Below are 16,352 nucleotides of genomic sequence, written 5' to 3'. Positions count from 1 at the left end.
ACTTCAATCGGATAACTCACTCTTGTTCCCATACAAAAAACACCTCCAAGTCTTATTTCGGATAACAACTATCCGTTTTCAAACTTGAAGGTGTTTTTTATTTGTCTCATCTTATGGGGTCAGTCCCGAATGCAGGGCGTTTTTTTAACTTGTACAAATGATAGGAGCTGCCAGGGGCAAACACACGCTGATCAGTGTTTGCTGTTTTCCCTCTAAATTTATCTTTTTTTATCATAAAAATGTTATTGATTTTCACCTGAAGCGGTTATAAAATCTAGAGGTCGTCAGAAAATTTAACAAATATAAAGGGAGTCATCAGAATGGCTTGGGAGCTGCTCAGTGTGATCGGCATCATTGCGTTTGCGGTCAGCGGCGCAATTGTTGCAATGGAAGAAGAATATGATATTTTAGGTGTTTATATATTAGGGATTGTCACAGCTTTTGGAGGAGGAGCGATCCGCAATTTGCTGATCGGCGTTCCGGTGTCAGCATTGTGGGAGCAGGGTGCATACTTTCAAATCGCTCTGGTATCGATCACGATCGTTTTCTTGTTTCCAAAGCTGCTGCTGAAGCATTGGAACAAATGGGGAAATTTATCGGATGCGATTGGTCTTGCAGCCTTCGCTATTCAGGGCGCCCTGTATGCCGTTAAAATGGGGCATCCGCTTAGTGCCGTTATCGTGGCTGCGGTGCTGACGGGAAGCGGCGGAGGAATCATTCGGGACCTGCTTGCCGGGCGCAAGCCGCTCGTGCTGAAAGCGGAAATCTATGCGGTATGGGCGGCGCTCGGCGGTTTAATCGTCGGCTTAGGCTGGACCGGAAACTCGATCGGTTTATACGCGCTGTTTTTTGTGCTCGTCGTATGCCGCGTTTGTTCTTATATGTTCAATTGGAAGCTGCCAAACCGTTATTTTCGCTTAGATAGTCAGTAAAATAAAAGAAACCTCTCCGTCATGGAGAGGTTTCTTTTATGGTAGCCTGCTGGGATCAAATAAAAAGTCCTTTCGAATGCTGACCGCACAGAGCAAAGCTGTTTGAAAATTAATAGGTAGCCCAAAAGGTATAGCTGATGGTTTTTTTAGTTCCTGTGTTAGTGAATTTGAATCTGTATGTTGTTTTGTAGCTTTTAGAAGCTTGTTTGTAACTTAAATTTGTAGAGCCTTTTTTCGTTGCATAAAAAGTTTTAACGTTTTTCCAGCCTTTATTTGTCTTTTGTTGCAGAGTTGCTGTAATTTTCCCGCTGCCTGATCCGTTTGCCTTAATGTTGGCCCAAGTTCCTTGCCCTGGATAATAAATATGAAAAGTTGGCGAGTAAGTATAGTTTTTAAATGAGCCCGAGTGGTAATGAGTACTCCATATTTGCCCTTTTTTAACCCAATCTTTAGCTTCCGCTTTGTTGTTTACTAGGTCAATCGCCGTAAAACTTGTAACGGCTACGACGAATGCCAGCAACATCATAGATAGCTTTTTCTTCACTGAGTATTTCCTCCTAACTTATTCTGGTTCTTTCTTCATGTTCATATCATAAACCGAGAGAAATAATGTAACATCGTCCTATTCTCCCAAATTAAAAACTTCAATTTGTTGAAATATGTCGAAATTGGATGAAAAATGACTATTTTACTGCGACTATAGGTACGATAGCAAGGATGTAGTTGCTTTATGAAAGATAACAATAACAGCCAGTTTAGTCATTCTTCACGTTAGATGAACAGACAAACACTGTAAAGCTCTGCGGTGTTTTTAAAATGAAAAAGATATATTCTATCGAAGGTTAAATGGAATAAAGAATCGATACTGATGAAAGAGAAGATTCGCAACCTAAGAAAAGCACGTCCAGCAGTGATCAATGTGAAATCTTAAAATAAAAAACCGATCTCGAGTTGAAATCGGTTTTTTAATGCATATAAATAACCCAAACCTTGAACGATGTTGGGTGAATGTGCTATTATAAATTGTATTTGCCTGTTTTTATCATATATTAAATATATATCCAATTCTATTTTACCTTATTTCTTCTTCGTTTGTCAACTATTTTCTGGAGGTGCCGTTCATGAATCAGCATGATAAGGAATGGAAAGAAGAGCAGTCAAGAATAGATGATGTACTGCAGGAGCTCGAGAATAAAGAGCGGCTTCTCGAAACGTCCGCGGGCGGGTTAAAGCATGATATTATCGGATTACGAAAAAACTTCTGGGAAGATGTCACGGTTAACTTTGATGACGCTCATGAAGCTGTTGAAACGATGGCTAGCATTAAGCAGCAAGCAGAGCTGCTGTCTGATCGGGAACGGAATCATCGGCATATGGATCAGCAGCTCAAGCGAATTCATCAATTAAAAGCAACGCCTTATTTCGGCCGGATTGATTTTATTGAAAACGGCGACAAACAGGCGGAGCAGATCTATATCGGTTTAGCATCCTGTATGGATGATAAGGAGGAACACTTTCTGATTTATGATTGGAGAGCGCCGATATCAAGCCTTTACTATAATTATTCCCCAGGAAAAGCTGAATACGAGGTACCCGGTGAAACGATAGAAGGGGAAATGGTGCTGAAGCGCCAGTTTATCATTAAAAACGGCGCTCTCAAAGCGATGTTTAATACAGATATGACGATCGGAGATGAGATGCTCCAAGAGGTGTTGAGCCACCACTCTGATACACAAATGAAAAACATTGTGTCCACAATCCAAAAAGAACAAAATCAGATTATCCGAAATGAAAAAAGCAAATTTCTGATTGTGCAGGGTGCGGCAGGCAGCGGAAAAACGTCAGCGGCGCTCCAGCGTGTCGCTTATTTGTTATACAGGCACCGCGGTGTCATTGATGCCGGACAAATCGTTTTATTTTCTCCCAACTTTTTGTTTAACAGCTATGTCTCCTCAGTTTTGCCTGAATTAGGCGAAGAAAATATGGAGCAGGCGACGTTTCAGGAATATATCGAGCATCGGCTTGGCCGCAAGTTTCAATGTGAAAGCCCCTTTGATCAGCTGGAATATTGCCTGGCCAAAACAAAAGATGGCCGTTTTCAATCAAGGCTTGCCGGAATCACGTGGAAGGCAGGCTTATCTTTTCAGCAATTTATTGATGAATACGTCAGCAGGCTGTCTTCTGAAGGAATGATCTTTAAAAATATCGTTTTCCGCGAGCAAAAACTGATCACAAAGGAACAGGTCCAAGCATATTTTTACTCGCTCGATCAAAGCCAGTCCATTCCGAATCGAATGGAACAAACAGCAAATTGGCTGCTGAGTGAGCTTAACAAGCTGGAGAAAAAGGAACGGCGAAAGGATTGGGTCGTTCAGGAAGCCGAGCTTCTCGACAAAGAGGAATATTTGGAAGTGTACAAAAAGCTGCAGGCAAGGAAACGGTTTAGTGAGAGTACATTTAACGATCATCAAAGAGAACAGCAGCTGCTTGCCGCCATGATTGTAAAAAAGGCTTTCAGCCCAATTAAACAGGCAGTCAGACAGCTGGCGTTTCTTGATGTCAAACAGCTGTATCTGCAATTGTTTTCTGACTGGGGAAGCAAAGCTCAAACAGAGGAAACTGCGGCAATAGGGGAGCTGACAAGATCGGCATTTGGAGAAAATAAACTGCTCTATGAGGACGCGTCTCCATTTCTGTATTTGCAGGATTTGCTAGAAGGCAGAAAGAAAAACACGCAGATCAAACATCTATTTATCGATGAAGCTCAAGATTATTCTCCATTCCAGATGGCGTATATAAGGAGTATTTTCCCGTCTGCCAGCATGACAGTGCTCGGTGACATCAATCAGTCTATTTATGCCCATGCAATAAACGGTGCAGCGCGTATGGATGCCGGCTTTGAAGATGAGCAGGCTGAATGTGTCCGTTTAAAAAGAACGTACAGATCAACGAGACAAATTGTGGAATTGACAAAGGCGCTGCTTCAGGACGGGGCGGATATCGAGCCTTTTAACAGAGATGGGGAAATGCCCTGCGTGTTAAAAAGCGAGGGTCGCGAGGATCTTTGCCAAAAGCTTACGAAAGAAATTGGGCGCCTTAGAAAGAAAGGGCATGAAACCATTGCCGTTATTTGCAAAACGGCGCAGCAGTCAAGACAGTCACACGCTCAAATGAGCGAATATATCGATATTCGGCTGATTCATAAAGAAAACCAAACGTTTCAAAAGGGAGTCTGTGTTATTCCGGTTTATTTAGCGAAGGGAATTGAGTTTGACGCAGTACTTGTCTATGATGCCTCAGAAGAGCAATATAGAACAGAGCACGACCGCAGGCTGCTGTACACTGCCTGCACCCGGGCCATGCACGGGCTGACTGTTTCTTCTATCGGTGAGCCAAGTCCGTTTGTGAGTGCTGTGCCCCCTCATTTGTATAAGATTGCTGATTGAAAGAGAAGGGATCCCTTCTCTTTTTTTCTTCATTTCAATGAGACAAAGGGTTTTATCATTAATAATCTTAATCGTTATCATCATGTAAATATATTTTACTTGCGGTGTGTCTTCCGGTAAAGTTCAATTAGATACTATTTCGATCAGTTTATACAATTTTGTGAGGTGGATACGTTGCAACTTCAGGTCATGAACAGTCCGTTTAATCAGGAGCAGGCAGAGCTCCTTAACCGCCTTCTGCCAACCTTGACAGAATCTCAGAAAATTTGGCTGAGCGGCTATTTATCAGCGCAATCTGTTTCCGTACTGGAAACAGCGGGGGCGCCGGCTGCTGAGTCAGCGGGTGTAACGGCACCGGCCATTTCAAAAGAAATCACCGTTCTTTACGGTTCACAGACGGGAAACGCACAAGGGCTTGCAGAGAACGCCGGCAAGCAGCTTGAGGAGCGAGGCTTTCAAGTCACCGTTTCATCTATGAGTGATTTTAAGCCGAACCAGCTCAAGAAAATTAACAATCTTCTGATTGTCGTCAGTACGCATGGCGAAGGCGAGCCGCCTGATAACGCACTGTCGTTTCACGAATTTTTGCACGGAAGACGGGCGCCTAAGCTTGAGGATCTTCGCTTTTCTGTTTTGGCGCTTGGTGACAGTTCATACGAATTCTTCTGTCAGACAGGGAAAGAATTTGATCAGCGCTTGGAAGAGCTTGGCGGGAAACGAATTTCTCCGCGCGTTGATTGTGATTTGGACTATGATGAGCCGGCTACTGAATGGCTGGAAAGCGTATTTGAGGGCTTGAGTGAAGCAGAGGGCGGAAGCGCCGCGCCTGCGCCAGCAGCAGCGCCTCAAACTGGTGAATCTGCGTATTCAAGAACAAATCCGTTTCGGGCGGAAGTGTTAGAAAATTTAAATTTAAACGGTCGCGGATCAAATAAAGAAACACGCCATGTGGAATTGTCTCTTGAAGGATCAGGCCTTACGTATGAACCTGGTGACAGCCTCGGCGTCTATCCGGAAAATGATCCGGAGCTTGTCGATGCGCTGCTTCAGGAAATGAATTGGGATCCCGAAGAAATTGTGACGCTGAATAAGCAAGGCGATGTCCGTCCGCTGAAAGAAGCGCTGATTTCCCATTATGAAATTACTGTTCTCACAAAGCCGCTTCTTGAACAGGCTGCTCATTTGACGGGAAGCGAGGAGCTTAGAGAGCTTTTAGCACCGGGAAATGAGGGGAAAGTGAAAGCGTATATGGAAGGGCGCGATTTGCTTGATCTGATCCGGGATTATGGCCCGTTCAGTGTAACGGCACAGGAGTTTGTATCCATTCTTCGAAAAATGCCGGCCCGCCTCTATTCAATTGCGAGCAGCTTATCCGCAAACCCGGATGAAGTGCATTTAACGATTGGTGCAGTCCGGTACGACGCGCATGGCCGCGAACGAAAAGGCGTCTGCTCGATTTTATGTGCGGAGCGTCTGCAGCCGGGGGACACACTGCCGGTTTATATCCAGCATAATCAGAACTTCAAGCTTCCGAAGGATCCTCAAACACCGATTATCATGGTCGGCCCTGGGACAGGCGTTGCGCCGTTCCGTTCCTTTATGCAGGAACGAGAGGAGACGGGAGCTGAAGGAAAAGCATGGATGTTCTTCGGTGATCAGCATTTTGTTACAGATTTCCTTTATCAGACAGAGTGGCAGAATTGGCTGAAAGACGGCGTGCTCACAAAAATGGACGTTGCGTTTTCACGCGATACGGAAGAAAAAGTGTATGTGCAGCACCGCATGCTTGAACAGAGTGCAGAACTGTTTGAATGGCTTCAAGAAGGAGCGGCTGTTTACATTTGCGGAGATGAAAAGCACATGGCACACGATGTCCATAACACACTTTTAGAAATTATAGAAAAAGAAGGCAATATGACCCGTGAAGAAGCGGAAGTTTATCTTGCCGATATGCAGCAACAAAAACGTTATCAGCGTGATGTATACTGATTTGACCTGAAAGGAGTTTTTCAACATGGTGACCAAAATCTTAAAAGCACCGGACGGCTCTCCAAGTGACGTCGAGCGCATTAAAGAAGAAAGCGATTATTTGCGCGGCACACTGAAAGAAGTGATGCTAGATCGGATCAGTGCGGGAATTCCGGATGATGATAACCGCCTGATGAAACACCACGGCAGTTATTTGCAGGATGACCGTGACCTCCGCAATGAACGCCAAAAGCAAAAGCTTGAACCGGCTTATCAGTTCATGCTGCGCGTCCGTATGCCGGGCGGCGTATCAACGCCTGAGCAATGGCTCGTGATGGATGATCTTTCACAGAAATACGGTAACGGCACCCTAAAGCTGACGACTCGTGAGACGTTCCAAATGCATGGGATTTTAAAATGGAACATGAAAAAAACCATTCAGACGATCCACTCGGCTCTTCTGGATACAATCGCAGCTTGCGGAGATGTAAACCGGAATGTCATGTGCACATCGAATCCTTACCAGTCTGCAATCCATTCTGAAGTATACGAATGGTCCAAAACATTAAGTGATGATCTTCTGCCTCGGACGAGAGCGTATCATGAAATTTGGCTTGATGAAGAAAGAGTGGCCGGCACACCTGACGCAGAAGAAGTCGAGCCAATGTACGGGCCGCTTTACCTGCCGCGGAAATTCAAAATCGGTATTGCGGTTCCGCCGTCAAACGATATTGACGTCTTTTCACAGGATCTCGGATTCATTGCGATTGTGGACGATGGCAAGCTTATCGGATTTAACGTGGCAATCGGCGGCGGTATGGGAATGACGCACGGCGACAAAGCGACATATCCGCAATTAGCGAAGGTAATTGGATTTTGCCGCCCTGAACAAATGTATGACGTTGCTGAAAAAACAATTACGATTCAGCGAGACTACGGAAACCGTTCCGTCCGTAAAAATGCCCGCTTCAAATACACAGTTGACCGCCTCGGTTTGGAAACAGTGAAAGAGGAATTGGAAAATCGTCTCGGCTGGAGCCTGGAAGAAGCGAAGCCGTACCATTTTGACCATAACGGCGACCGCTACGGCTGGGTGGAAGGCATCGAGGATAAATGGCATTTCACGCTGTTTGTCGAAGGCGGCCGTATAACGGATTACGATGATTATAAGCTGATGACGGGCTTGCGGGAAATCGCCAAAGTTCATACAGGTGAGTTCCGGCTGACAGCCAATCAGAACTTAATGATTGCGAACGTTTCAAGCAATAAAAAAGAAGAAATCAGTGCTATAATTGAACAATACGGACTAACTGACGGCAAGCACCATTCAGCGCTCCGCCGCAGCTCGATGGCGTGCGTCGCTCTTCCGACCTGCGGATTGGCAATGGCTGAAGCAGAACGTTATTTGCCGACCCTGTTAGATAAGATTGAAGAGATTATTGACGAAAACGGCCTTCGTGATCAGGAAATCACCATTCGCATGACAGGGTGTCCGAACGGCTGTGCACGTCATGCACTCGGTGAGATCGGATTTATCGGAAAGGCGCCGGGCAAATATAATATGTATCTTGGCGCTGCGTTTGACGGAAGCCGTTTAAGCAAAATGTACCGTGAAAACATCGATGAAGCAGACATTTTAAGCGAGCTGCGCATCCTTCTTTCCCGTTATGCGAAAGAACGCGAGGAAGGCGAGCATTTCGGTGACTTTGTCATCCGCGCGGGCATTATCAAAGCAACAACTGACGGTACGAATTTTCATGACTGAGAAAGAAAGACGAGAGACAGGGAGTAGCTTCCTGTCTCTTTTTTCTGTAAATTGCTCTGCTGCAAAAAAGTTCACTGTGAGCATATCATGAGAAAAAATACCCTAAAAAGGGTACTATAAAAGAAGACAAGTGTGGAGAGAACTCCTGCGAAACCACATAGCGGATGCAAGGCCACCCTAGCTCAAGGGCTTTTAGACAAACAGATTTTTTGGCTCATCATGCCGACACACAACAGACGAAGGAGGTCATGCATTTGGACATATTTTTAGTTGTGCTCGTATTATTAACGATTATTGCGATTTCTAATATCGTGAACCGGTTTATTCCGTTTATTCCGGTGCCGCTGATTCAAGTGGCTCTTGGGATTCTTGCCGCCTCATTTCCACAGGGACTTCATTTTGAATTAAACACCGAATTGTTTTTTGTTCTGTTTATCGCGCCTCTGCTATTTAATGATGGAAAGAGGACACCGCGGGCAGAGCTTTGGAATTTAAGGGCTCCGATTTTATTGCTTGCACTCGGCCTTGTATTTGCGACTGTGATTGTAGGCGGCTACACGATTCACTGGATGATTCCTGCTATTCCGCTGGCAGCGGCCTTTGGTCTTGCGGCCATTCTTTCACCGACTGATGTCGTCGCTGTCAGCGCATTATCAGGAAGAGTGAAAATGCCAAAAGGGATTCTTCGCCTGCTGGAAGGTGAGGGGCTGATGAATGACGCATCAGGTCTGGTGGCCTTTAAGTTTGCGATTGCAGCGGCAGTGACTGGTGCATTTTCATTAGCACAAGCGGCTGTCAGCTTTGTCTTTATTTCTCTCGGAGGCTTGCTGTGCGGGGTTGTCATTTCATTTTTGATTATTCGTTTTCGCCTACTTCTGCGCCGCCTTGGCATGCAGGATGTCACGATGCATATGCTGATTCAAATTCTGACGCCGTTTGTGATTTATTTGGCAGCTGAAGAAATCGGCGTTTCCGGCATTTTAGCTGTTGTGGCTGGCGGTATTACCCATGCGGTTGAGCAGGATCGTCTGGAATCAACGATGATCAAGCTGCAAATCGTCTCCTCAAGTACGTGGAACATTATTTTATTTATTTTGAACGGCTTGGTCTTCGTTATTCTCGGCACGCAAATCCCTGATGTTATTTCTGTTATCTTTAACGACACTGCCATCAGCAACATGAAGGTGATCGGCTATATCCTAGTCATCACATTTACGTTAATGCTCCTCAGATTCCTGTGGGTGCTGTTCTTCTGGAACGGCAAATGGTTCTTTAATAAAGATCAGAACATCTATAAACCGGGTCTTCGTTCGACGCTGTTAATTTCGATTTCCGGTGTGCGTGGAGCAGTAACGCTTGCGGGTTCTTTTTCCATTCCGTATTTCCTGGAGGACGGCACGCCGTTTCCGGAAAGAAATCTGATTCTCTTTTTAGCAGCCGGCGTCATTTTATGCACGCTTGTTATTGCCACCGTTGTGCTGCCGATTCTGACTGAAAAAGAAGAAGAGGACGAGGAACGAAACAAGAAGCTGCTGACGGCGAGACGCAAATTGATCAAAACAGCCCTTCAAACGATTAAAGAGGACATGAATGAGACAAACAAAACGGCCTCTCTTGCGGTGATAGCTGAATACAATGAGAAAATGAAAAATCTTCGTTTTCAGCAGTATACATCATCTAATCGCATTAAGAAGCACGAGCGAAAAGTCCGTGCGCAGGGGGTTAAGGCTGAGCAAGAGGCGCTGATGAAAATGCTGGAGCGGGGAGACATCCCGGAAGAAACAGCAAATGTGCTGCAAGAACGATTTAACGAGTTGGAAATTTTGTATGCCAACCCGTTTAAAGTCGGATTATCAAAAACAAGGCTCAAAAGGCTGATGTATTGGATTTTCTTCGGTGAACATAAAAAGCCGGAGATGTCGATTTTAAATGAAGCGGGATTGATACGGGCAACAAGAGTGAAAACGGCAAAAGCAGCGATAGAATATCTGGAAAAACATAAGACGGAAGAGCATAAAGAAGTGTTTTTATCTGTCATTACATTCTATAAGCAGTTAATTTTCAGGCTGGAGCACAGCCATCATGAGTTAAAATCAAGTGCCCATTTTGAAAATCAGAAGCTGGAAGTGAAGCTGAAGGCTGTGCAGGCGATCAGAAATGAAATTCAAACGCTCTTTGAGGAGAGGGAAATTTCCCGGGACATTTCCCATGAGCTTCGCCAATACATTAATGATGTCGAAGCCGCCATGCTTGAAGGCGGCGAATAAATGCAGCAAAAAAGCTGGTGCGTTAGAGCGCCAGCTTTTTTTATATTAAGGGCGATGAAATGCGACAGTGCTGCCATCCCGGTCGAACCAGCCTCTGAAGGCCCAGTTGATCCAGCCGCCATCGCCTTTGTTTGTAAAGGTTCCGTCTTCAAATACCCAAATGCCATACGTAATGCCGTCGTAAACGGCTGAGCCGTAAAATTGCACACCATTTAAGTGTCTTCATATTTATAATAGAATAAACAGGAAGGAAAACGCATATATTGGTAGACCTATTTACCCTAACCCATTACACTAAGAATATACCATTATTTTGGAGGTGTTATAATGTCAATCTACGAAACATACATAACTGAATCATTAACAAGATTAAGAACTGTATTAGATGACAGTGGGACTAGACCTATATTATTTGCTGGTTCGGGTTTATCACGAAGATACTTAGGCTCACCAGATTGGTTAGGTTTACTGGAAAAACTAATTAAGCTAAATCCGATTATAAAAATGCCTATTGGGTATTACACGCAAAATACAAATAATAATTTACCTGCTGTGGCGTCAGCATTAGTTGATGAATATCAATCATACGCTTGGGAACAGTATGAGAATGATGTTTTTCCCAAAGAGTTATATGACCATTCCTATTCTAAAAGTATATTTTTGAAGTCACAAATTGCACAAATACTTGATGAATTATCAGAGGCGTTCCACGAGAAGGGGCATCCACATTCAATAGAATTAGAAATTTTAAAAACGTTAAAGCCTCATGCTATTATAACAACTAACTATGATTCTTTGTTAGAGAATTTGTTTCCTGAATTCAAAGTTGTCGTTGGACAACAAGTAATTAGAAAAAAAGAAGCTACTAACATTGGTCATATACTAAAAATCCATGGGTCAACCGGTAGACCTGATGAAATAATCATTTCAGAAGAAGACTATGAATTATTTCATAGAAAACAAAAATATTTGACCGCCAAGTTGCTAACTTATTTTATGGAACACCCTGTTATTTTCTTGGGTTACTCTGTCACTGATTCAAATATTAAAAGTATTTTAGCTGATATTTCTGAAATTGTAAGTGGGGATAGCGACGAAGTTGTAAACAATATTTGGTTTATTGAGTGGAAACAAGAAGAGATTGACCCAAGTATTAGACCTCCTATGGATAAACCGATAGATCTTGGTGAAGGAAAAAGCATAAGAGTTAATTACATGTTAGTAAACTCGTTTGAACGTTTATTTGAAAGTTTATATCAAGATTCTGCAATGGGAATTAACACGTTACGGGAACTTCAAAACAACATTTATAACATTGTAAAAAGTAAAACTATTACTGACTTGGAAGTAGATATAGTAAACGTACAGAACATTACCGACGAAAATAGTTTAGCAAGGCTTATCGGTCTTAGTAATGAAGATAGCACATCTTCTGAAGAAAGAATCAATCTAATGGGGGTCGCTACCATAGCAGACCATGAACAGTTAATAGCCATGTTTCCTATGCGAATATCAGATGTTGCAGACAAGCTAGGATTATCATATTGGTATTACGTAGATAAAGCTATAAAACAAATACATAATGAAACAGGTTTCAACTTAAAAGAATCCAATAATATTTATCATGTTGATATTGGGATCAAACAACCTTTACATCGCTATTCAAAAGAAGCCTTGGAATTATTAAGAAAGGTACTAAATAATGAAGATTACTCTATTATAATAGATGATGCTGGTACAGAAGTGGCTGTAACAAGAGGGTAATAATGAGACAGAAGAAGACCGACGTTAATCGGTCTTTTTGTATGATTTCCTTTTCCATTAACGCCTTAAAACGAGACACATAGGAGGCAACGTTCTTTCAGAGTCCCCACGTTTAATAACTGATACGCAGTAGATACTACGTTTACTTAATATGACTGATTAAAAATACATACATAACGTTACCGATACGAATAATCCATGTTAATCCAAAGGGAATTAAAACGTGAAGTAATGGACGTGGTTGGTACCACGGGGGACGGGGGTACCAACCGCTTGGAGAAAGGTGTGTTGAATGTATTTATAAACAAAGTTGAACTTAGGGAATTATATGTTACTTTGATAAATCTGAATTTATTTTACTTAAATTAAGTTTTGTTTCTTTCTTTAATTTTTCTTTTCGTTTTGCTTCAATTTTTTCTTCGAGAATTATTAAGATAGCAGTTCTAAGTGTATCAAAGTTTGCTAAGCATTCTTTTTCAGTTAATTGGTGAACACCCTTACTTAATATACCGTAAACAAAAGTATTATTTTCCTTTAGGAAGTCAGGAACATATCCTTGTTCATGAAGCATTTTTACTTTTTCTTTCATCTTTGATTTCATGAATTTTTGTTCATCAATTTTGTTTTCAGCTTTAGCTTGTTCAAGTTTTTCAAAGATAAGGTTCTCGAAAATTCTACGTAAATAAAGAAAGGAAGCTACGCCATAATTATGTGTTTTTAAGATTGTTGCACTATTTAATTCTTTAATTATATCTTTGTTTTTCACAATCTTTTTATATTCTTGCAGAGAATTATCAAAATCCATAATGGAAGGATACTGTCCTGTCTTTATTAGATAATTATCCTTGGTTAAGTGAAATATTACATACATCCTATGTTTTTCTTTAGAAGTACACTCAAAATTCATTTGAAATGACCTATTTTCATCAAGTATATTCTCTGTAAATTCTTTGTATCTTTTGGCAAATTCTTCGTAAGCAGACTCTTCGTACAACTCATATTCTTTCGAAGCCCATATATATGAATACGTTGAAAGTATGTGGCCTTTATATTCCTCATCTATGTCCAGTCTTTTATAAATAATGGGAGTTTCTTTTTTACAGAAAGGGCAATAGTGATAGAAGTTATGTTCTTTTAAAACCATGCTTTTTAAGAATCTTAAGTCCTTACCTTCTATAAATTCAGTATGATTAATGATTAATGGTCCTGTTTCTTCATCATAACTTAGAATTTCTTTTTCATCCTTAGTTTCGACGGATGTTTCAATTTTTATTTTTGTATATAACGGGAAATTGAATAATAAATGGGCACCTCTTCCAATGAAATCGCTTAGTTTTTCAAACCGCATTAATACCACCCCTAAAAATTATTAGATATATAATATTTTAATCCTGACTCTTTAATGGGTGCAACGTAAAGTTAGTCAAAATTGCTTATAAACGGTAATTGCAGGGATTAATAATACTCAACGGACGAAGGGTGAAAAGAGTAAAGTGTATTGACAATTTAAGCGAAGAGGGGCATTTGTCAAAGCGGCATCAGGCGCAATTGTCATTGGAATACGAACGCGTTTCAACGTGGTTCCTCCTTTGTTGATTGTGGGTTACACTATTCAATACCCTTGCAGCTTTTCTTATTATCTCAATATTGTTTAAATGAAAAAATAGTATGTCGGTTTAGCGGTACTGTGAAAAAAGAAGCAAAAAGAGGGTCTTAAGCGTATTATTGGTATCTGCTGAGAGGAATGTGAGATAATATAGACGCTTACATTTCAATGAAAGGGTGGATGTTCAAGTGGCAACAAGTTTAAAAGATACTGTAAAGCTACATAACGGAGTTGAAATGCCTTGGTTCGGTCTTGGTGTTTTTAAAGTAGAAAACGGCAGTGAAGCGACTGAATCTGTTAAAGCTGCGATTAAAAATGGCTACCGCAGCATTGATACAGCGGCTGTCTATAAAAATGAAGAAGGTGTAGGAATCGGCATCAAAGAATCCGGTGTTGCAAGAGAAGAGCTCTTCATTACATCAAAGGTATGGAATGAAGATCAGGGATATGACACAACGCTTGCTGCCTTTGAAAAAAGCCTGGAAAGACTTCAGCTTGATTATTTAGACTTATATTTAATCCACTGGCCTGGCAAGGATAAATATAAAGATACATGGCGCGCGCTTGAAAAGCTGTATAAAGACGGCAAGATCCGCGCGATCGGCGTCAGCAACTTCCAAGTTCATCATTTAGAAGAGCTTTTGAAAGATGCTGAAATCAAACCGATGGTGAACCAAGTTGAATTTCACCCTCGTTTGACACAAAAAGAATTAAGAGATTACTGCAAAGCGCAAGGCATCCAGCTGGAAGCATGGTCTCCGCTTATGCAGGGGCAGCTGCTGGATAACGATGTGCTCACACAGATCGCTGAAACATATAATAAATCTGTAGCGCAAGTGATTTTGCGCTGGGATCTTCAGCATGAAGTTGTAACGATTCCAAAATCCATTAAAGAACACCGTATTATCGAAAACGCTGATATTTTTGATTTTGAATTGTCTCAAGAAGACATGGACAAAATTGATGCGTTAAATCAAGATGAACGTGTCGGTCCAAACCCCGACGAGCTTCTGTTTTAATCAAAAACTCCCCGTCTAAGTACGGGGAGTTTTTTCATGTGTTTTTTTCAGTTGAATCAAAAACAGCATCAGAAAGGAAATTACGATGATAGAGACGACCCAAGCCCACGCAAGTGTGTTGTTGCCGGAATCCAAAGCCACATAAATGGCCGTCGGCAGTGTTTGGGTAACACCCGGGATATTCCCGGCAAACATCAAGGTGGCGCCGAATTCACCGAGCGCCCGCGCCAGGCTGAGGATGCTTCCGGTCAGCAATGATGGATATGCTAGCGGAATGGAGATATGGATAAACACCTTCCATCTGCTTGCGCCGTCTACCATTGCCGCTCCCTCTATATCAGGGTCAATATCGGAAAATCCAGTTTTGGCCGATTGATACATAAGCGGAAAAGACACGATAGCAGAAGCAATCACAGCGGCCCACCAGGTGAAAATGACGGGCTGGTGAAAGATCCATTCGATCGCTTGTCCGATGAAGCTGTGCTTTCCAAAAATGACGATCAAAATAAAACCGACAACGGTGGGCGGAAGAACGAGAGGAAGCATAAAAATCGTTTCGAGTGCAGTTTTTCCGAAAAATGAAGCCCGCGCCATCCACGCTCCTGCTAATGTACCGAGAATGATCACCGCGATTCCAGCGACCGCCGCCACTTGAAAGGAAAGCGCAACCGGCGTCAAAAATTCTGAAGTGCTGATGTTATTCAGCAGTAAAACCATATTTCTCAAACACTTTCATGGCTTCATCTGTTTGCAGGTAATCGTAAAATTCCTTCGCTTCCTTATGGTGTTTCGTATCTTTTACAATTCCTAACGGATAAACAATCGGGCTGTGTGTGTCAGCTTTTGCCTCGTCGACGATTTTGACGTTCTTAGAGATCAGCGCGTCCGTTTTATAAACGACGCCTGCGTCTACATTGCCTGTTTCTACATATGAAAGAACCTGGCGAACGTCTTTTCCGTAAACGATCTTATTTTTTATTTTGTCCCATAGAGACAGCTTTGTCAGTGATTCTTTTCCATAAGCTCCTGCCGGCACGGATTCCGGGGTTCCAAGAGCGATTTTTTCTGAATCAGTCAGATTGTCGAAGCTTTTGACAGGTGAATCTCCGTCTTTTGGCACGACCAGCACAATTTCATTTCCGACTACATCAGTGCTGTCTTTTTTAGCGATATCCCCATCATCTACAAGCTTTTGGAATTTGTCCTCAGCGGCTGAGAAGAACAGATCAGCCCCGGCTCCTTGAGAAATTTGCTTTTGTAAGGCGCCTGATGAGCCAAAGTTATCTTGGATCGTAATATTGTGATGGGCTTTCTCATAATTCTTTTGAATTTCCTCGAGTGCATCCTGGGCACTGGCAGCTGCTGAAACAGTTAAGGTCACTTCTTTCTCATTGTCACTTGATGACTGGCTGGCAGAGCAGCCTGCTGCAAGCAGAAAAACAGTTAATGCTACGGTCAGAATGGAATACTTCTTAAACATGATTGCACCCCTTATGATTAGTTATATCTAATTATAACGGATTATGTTTGGATTATGTGGGTTTTTATACATTCTCCGAAAAGGTATAATGGAATAGGAGAGTGA

The 16,352-nt window shown here is 42.3% G+C and carries 11 protein-coding genes and 1 pseudogene; 7 read left to right on the top strand and 5 right to left on the bottom strand.

Features of this window, described 5'->3' with window-relative positions; genetic code table 11:
• Positions 1-320: 320 nt before the first annotated feature.
• Positions 321-932: a trimeric intracellular cation channel family protein gene (locus tag LJF29_RS14585; protein WP_010331875.1), complete on the top strand. Its 612-nt coding sequence runs from the start codon at positions 321-323 to the stop codon at positions 930-932.
• A gap of 109 nt (positions 933-1,041) precedes the next feature.
• On the opposite strand, the gene LJF29_RS14580 is transcribed toward LJF29_RS14585, so the two are convergent.
• Positions 1,042-1,476, bottom strand: coding sequence for a hypothetical protein (locus LJF29_RS14580; RefSeq protein WP_168748739.1), 435 nt, complete (start codon positions 1,474-1,476; stop codon positions 1,042-1,044).
• A gap of 577 nt (positions 1,477-2,053) precedes the next feature.
• Here LJF29_RS14580 and helD point away from each other — a divergent pair.
• The 4 genes from helD to LJF29_RS14560 all read left to right on the top strand — a co-directional run bounded on the left by helD (position 2,054) and on the right by LJF29_RS14560 (position 10,378).
• Entirely contained in the window at positions 2,054-4,378 is a 2,325-nt protein-coding gene (helD, locus tag LJF29_RS14575) for an RNA polymerase recycling motor HelD (protein WP_229149202.1), read from the top strand.
• A 174-nt stretch (positions 4,379-4,552) separates the two neighbouring features.
• Positions 4,553-6,367, top strand: a complete 1,815-nt coding sequence (locus LJF29_RS14570; RefSeq protein ID WP_229149200.1) for an assimilatory sulfite reductase (NADPH) flavoprotein subunit — start codon at positions 4,553-4,555, stop codon at positions 6,365-6,367.
• Positions 6,368-6,392: 25 nt separating this feature from the next.
• Positions 6,393-8,111 carry an assimilatory sulfite reductase (NADPH) hemoprotein subunit gene (gene cysI, locus LJF29_RS14565; RefSeq protein WP_229149198.1) on the top strand — a complete coding sequence of 573 codons (1,719 nt, stop codon included), beginning with the start codon at positions 6,393-6,395 and terminating at the stop codon, positions 8,109-8,111.
• A gap of 254 nt (positions 8,112-8,365) precedes the next feature.
• The gene (locus LJF29_RS14560) at positions 8,366-10,378 is read left to right on the top strand and encodes a Na+/H+ antiporter (RefSeq protein ID WP_015483688.1); all 2,013 of its coding nucleotides are present in this window, start codon (positions 8,366-8,368) and stop codon (positions 10,376-10,378) included.
• A 45-nt stretch (positions 10,379-10,423) separates the two neighbouring features.
• Here LJF29_RS14560 and yvgO read toward each other — a convergent pair.
• Positions 10,424-10,597 (bottom strand): annotated as a pseudogene (gene yvgO / locus LJF29_RS14555) (stress response protein YvgO); the annotation flags it as partial.
• A 108-nt stretch (positions 10,598-10,705) separates the two neighbouring features.
• Here yvgO and LJF29_RS14550 point away from each other — a divergent pair.
• Entirely contained in the window at positions 10,706-12,142 is a 1,437-nt protein-coding gene (locus LJF29_RS14550; RefSeq protein ID WP_141949172.1) for an SIR2 family protein, read from the top strand.
• Positions 12,143-12,473: 331 nt separating this feature from the next.
• On the opposite strand, the gene LJF29_RS14545 is transcribed toward LJF29_RS14550, so the two are convergent.
• Positions 12,474-13,490, bottom strand: coding sequence for a hypothetical protein (locus LJF29_RS14545; protein ID WP_141949171.1), 1,017 nt, complete (start codon positions 13,488-13,490; stop codon positions 12,474-12,476).
• Between the two features lie 446 nt (positions 13,491-13,936).
• Between LJF29_RS14545 and pgoN the strand changes: the two genes are divergently transcribed.
• Positions 13,937-14,767, top strand: coding sequence for a glyoxal/methylglyoxal reductase (gene pgoN, locus LJF29_RS14540; RefSeq protein WP_229149196.1), 831 nt, complete (start codon positions 13,937-13,939; stop codon positions 14,765-14,767).
• 15 nt (positions 14,768-14,782) lie between these two features.
• Here pgoN and modB read toward each other — a convergent pair whose 3' ends face one another.
• The gene (gene modB, locus LJF29_RS14535) at positions 14,783-15,493 is read right to left on the bottom strand and encodes a molybdate ABC transporter permease subunit (RefSeq protein WP_229149194.1); all 711 of its coding nucleotides are present in this window, start codon (positions 15,491-15,493) and stop codon (positions 14,783-14,785) included.
• Positions 15,465-16,247 carry a molybdate ABC transporter substrate-binding protein gene (gene modA / locus LJF29_RS14530; protein WP_229149188.1) on the bottom strand — a complete coding sequence of 261 codons (783 nt, stop codon included), beginning with the start codon at positions 16,245-16,247 and terminating at the stop codon, positions 15,465-15,467. The genes modB and modA overlap by 29 nt, the downstream gene beginning before the upstream one ends.
• Positions 16,248-16,352: the final 105 nt, after the last annotated feature.

This window comes from Bacillus sp. LBG-1-113 (genome assembly GCF_020708615.1).
GTDB lineage: Bacteria > Bacillota > Bacilli > Bacillales > Bacillaceae > Bacillus > Bacillus mojavensis.
The sequence above is the reverse complement of the archived record's forward strand: the minus strand, read 5'-3'. Positions and strand labels throughout refer to the sequence as shown.

What these genes read in the sequence shown, in the direction of transcription:
- LJF29_RS14585 (WP_010331875.1), top strand. Translation starts at nt 321, where the DNA reads ATGGCTTGGGAGCTGCTCAGTGTGATCGGCATCATTGCGTTTGCGGTC.
- cysI (WP_229149198.1), top strand. Translation starts at nt 6,393, where the DNA reads ATGGTGACCAAAATCTTAAAAGCACCGGACGGCTCTCCAAGTGACGTC.
- helD (WP_229149202.1), top strand. Translation starts at nt 2,054, where the DNA reads ATGAATCAGCATGATAAGGAATGGAAAGAAGAGCAGTCAAGAATAGAT.
- modA (WP_229149188.1), bottom strand. Translation starts at nt 16,247, where the DNA reads ATGTTTAAGAAGTATTCCATTCTGACCGTAGCATTAACTGTTTTTCTG.
- LJF29_RS14550 (WP_141949172.1), top strand. Translation starts at nt 10,706, where the DNA reads ATGTCAATCTACGAAACATACATAACTGAATCATTAACAAGATTAAGA.
- LJF29_RS14545 (WP_141949171.1), bottom strand. Translation starts at nt 13,490, where the DNA reads ATGCGGTTTGAAAAACTAAGCGATTTCATTGGAAGAGGTGCCCATTTA.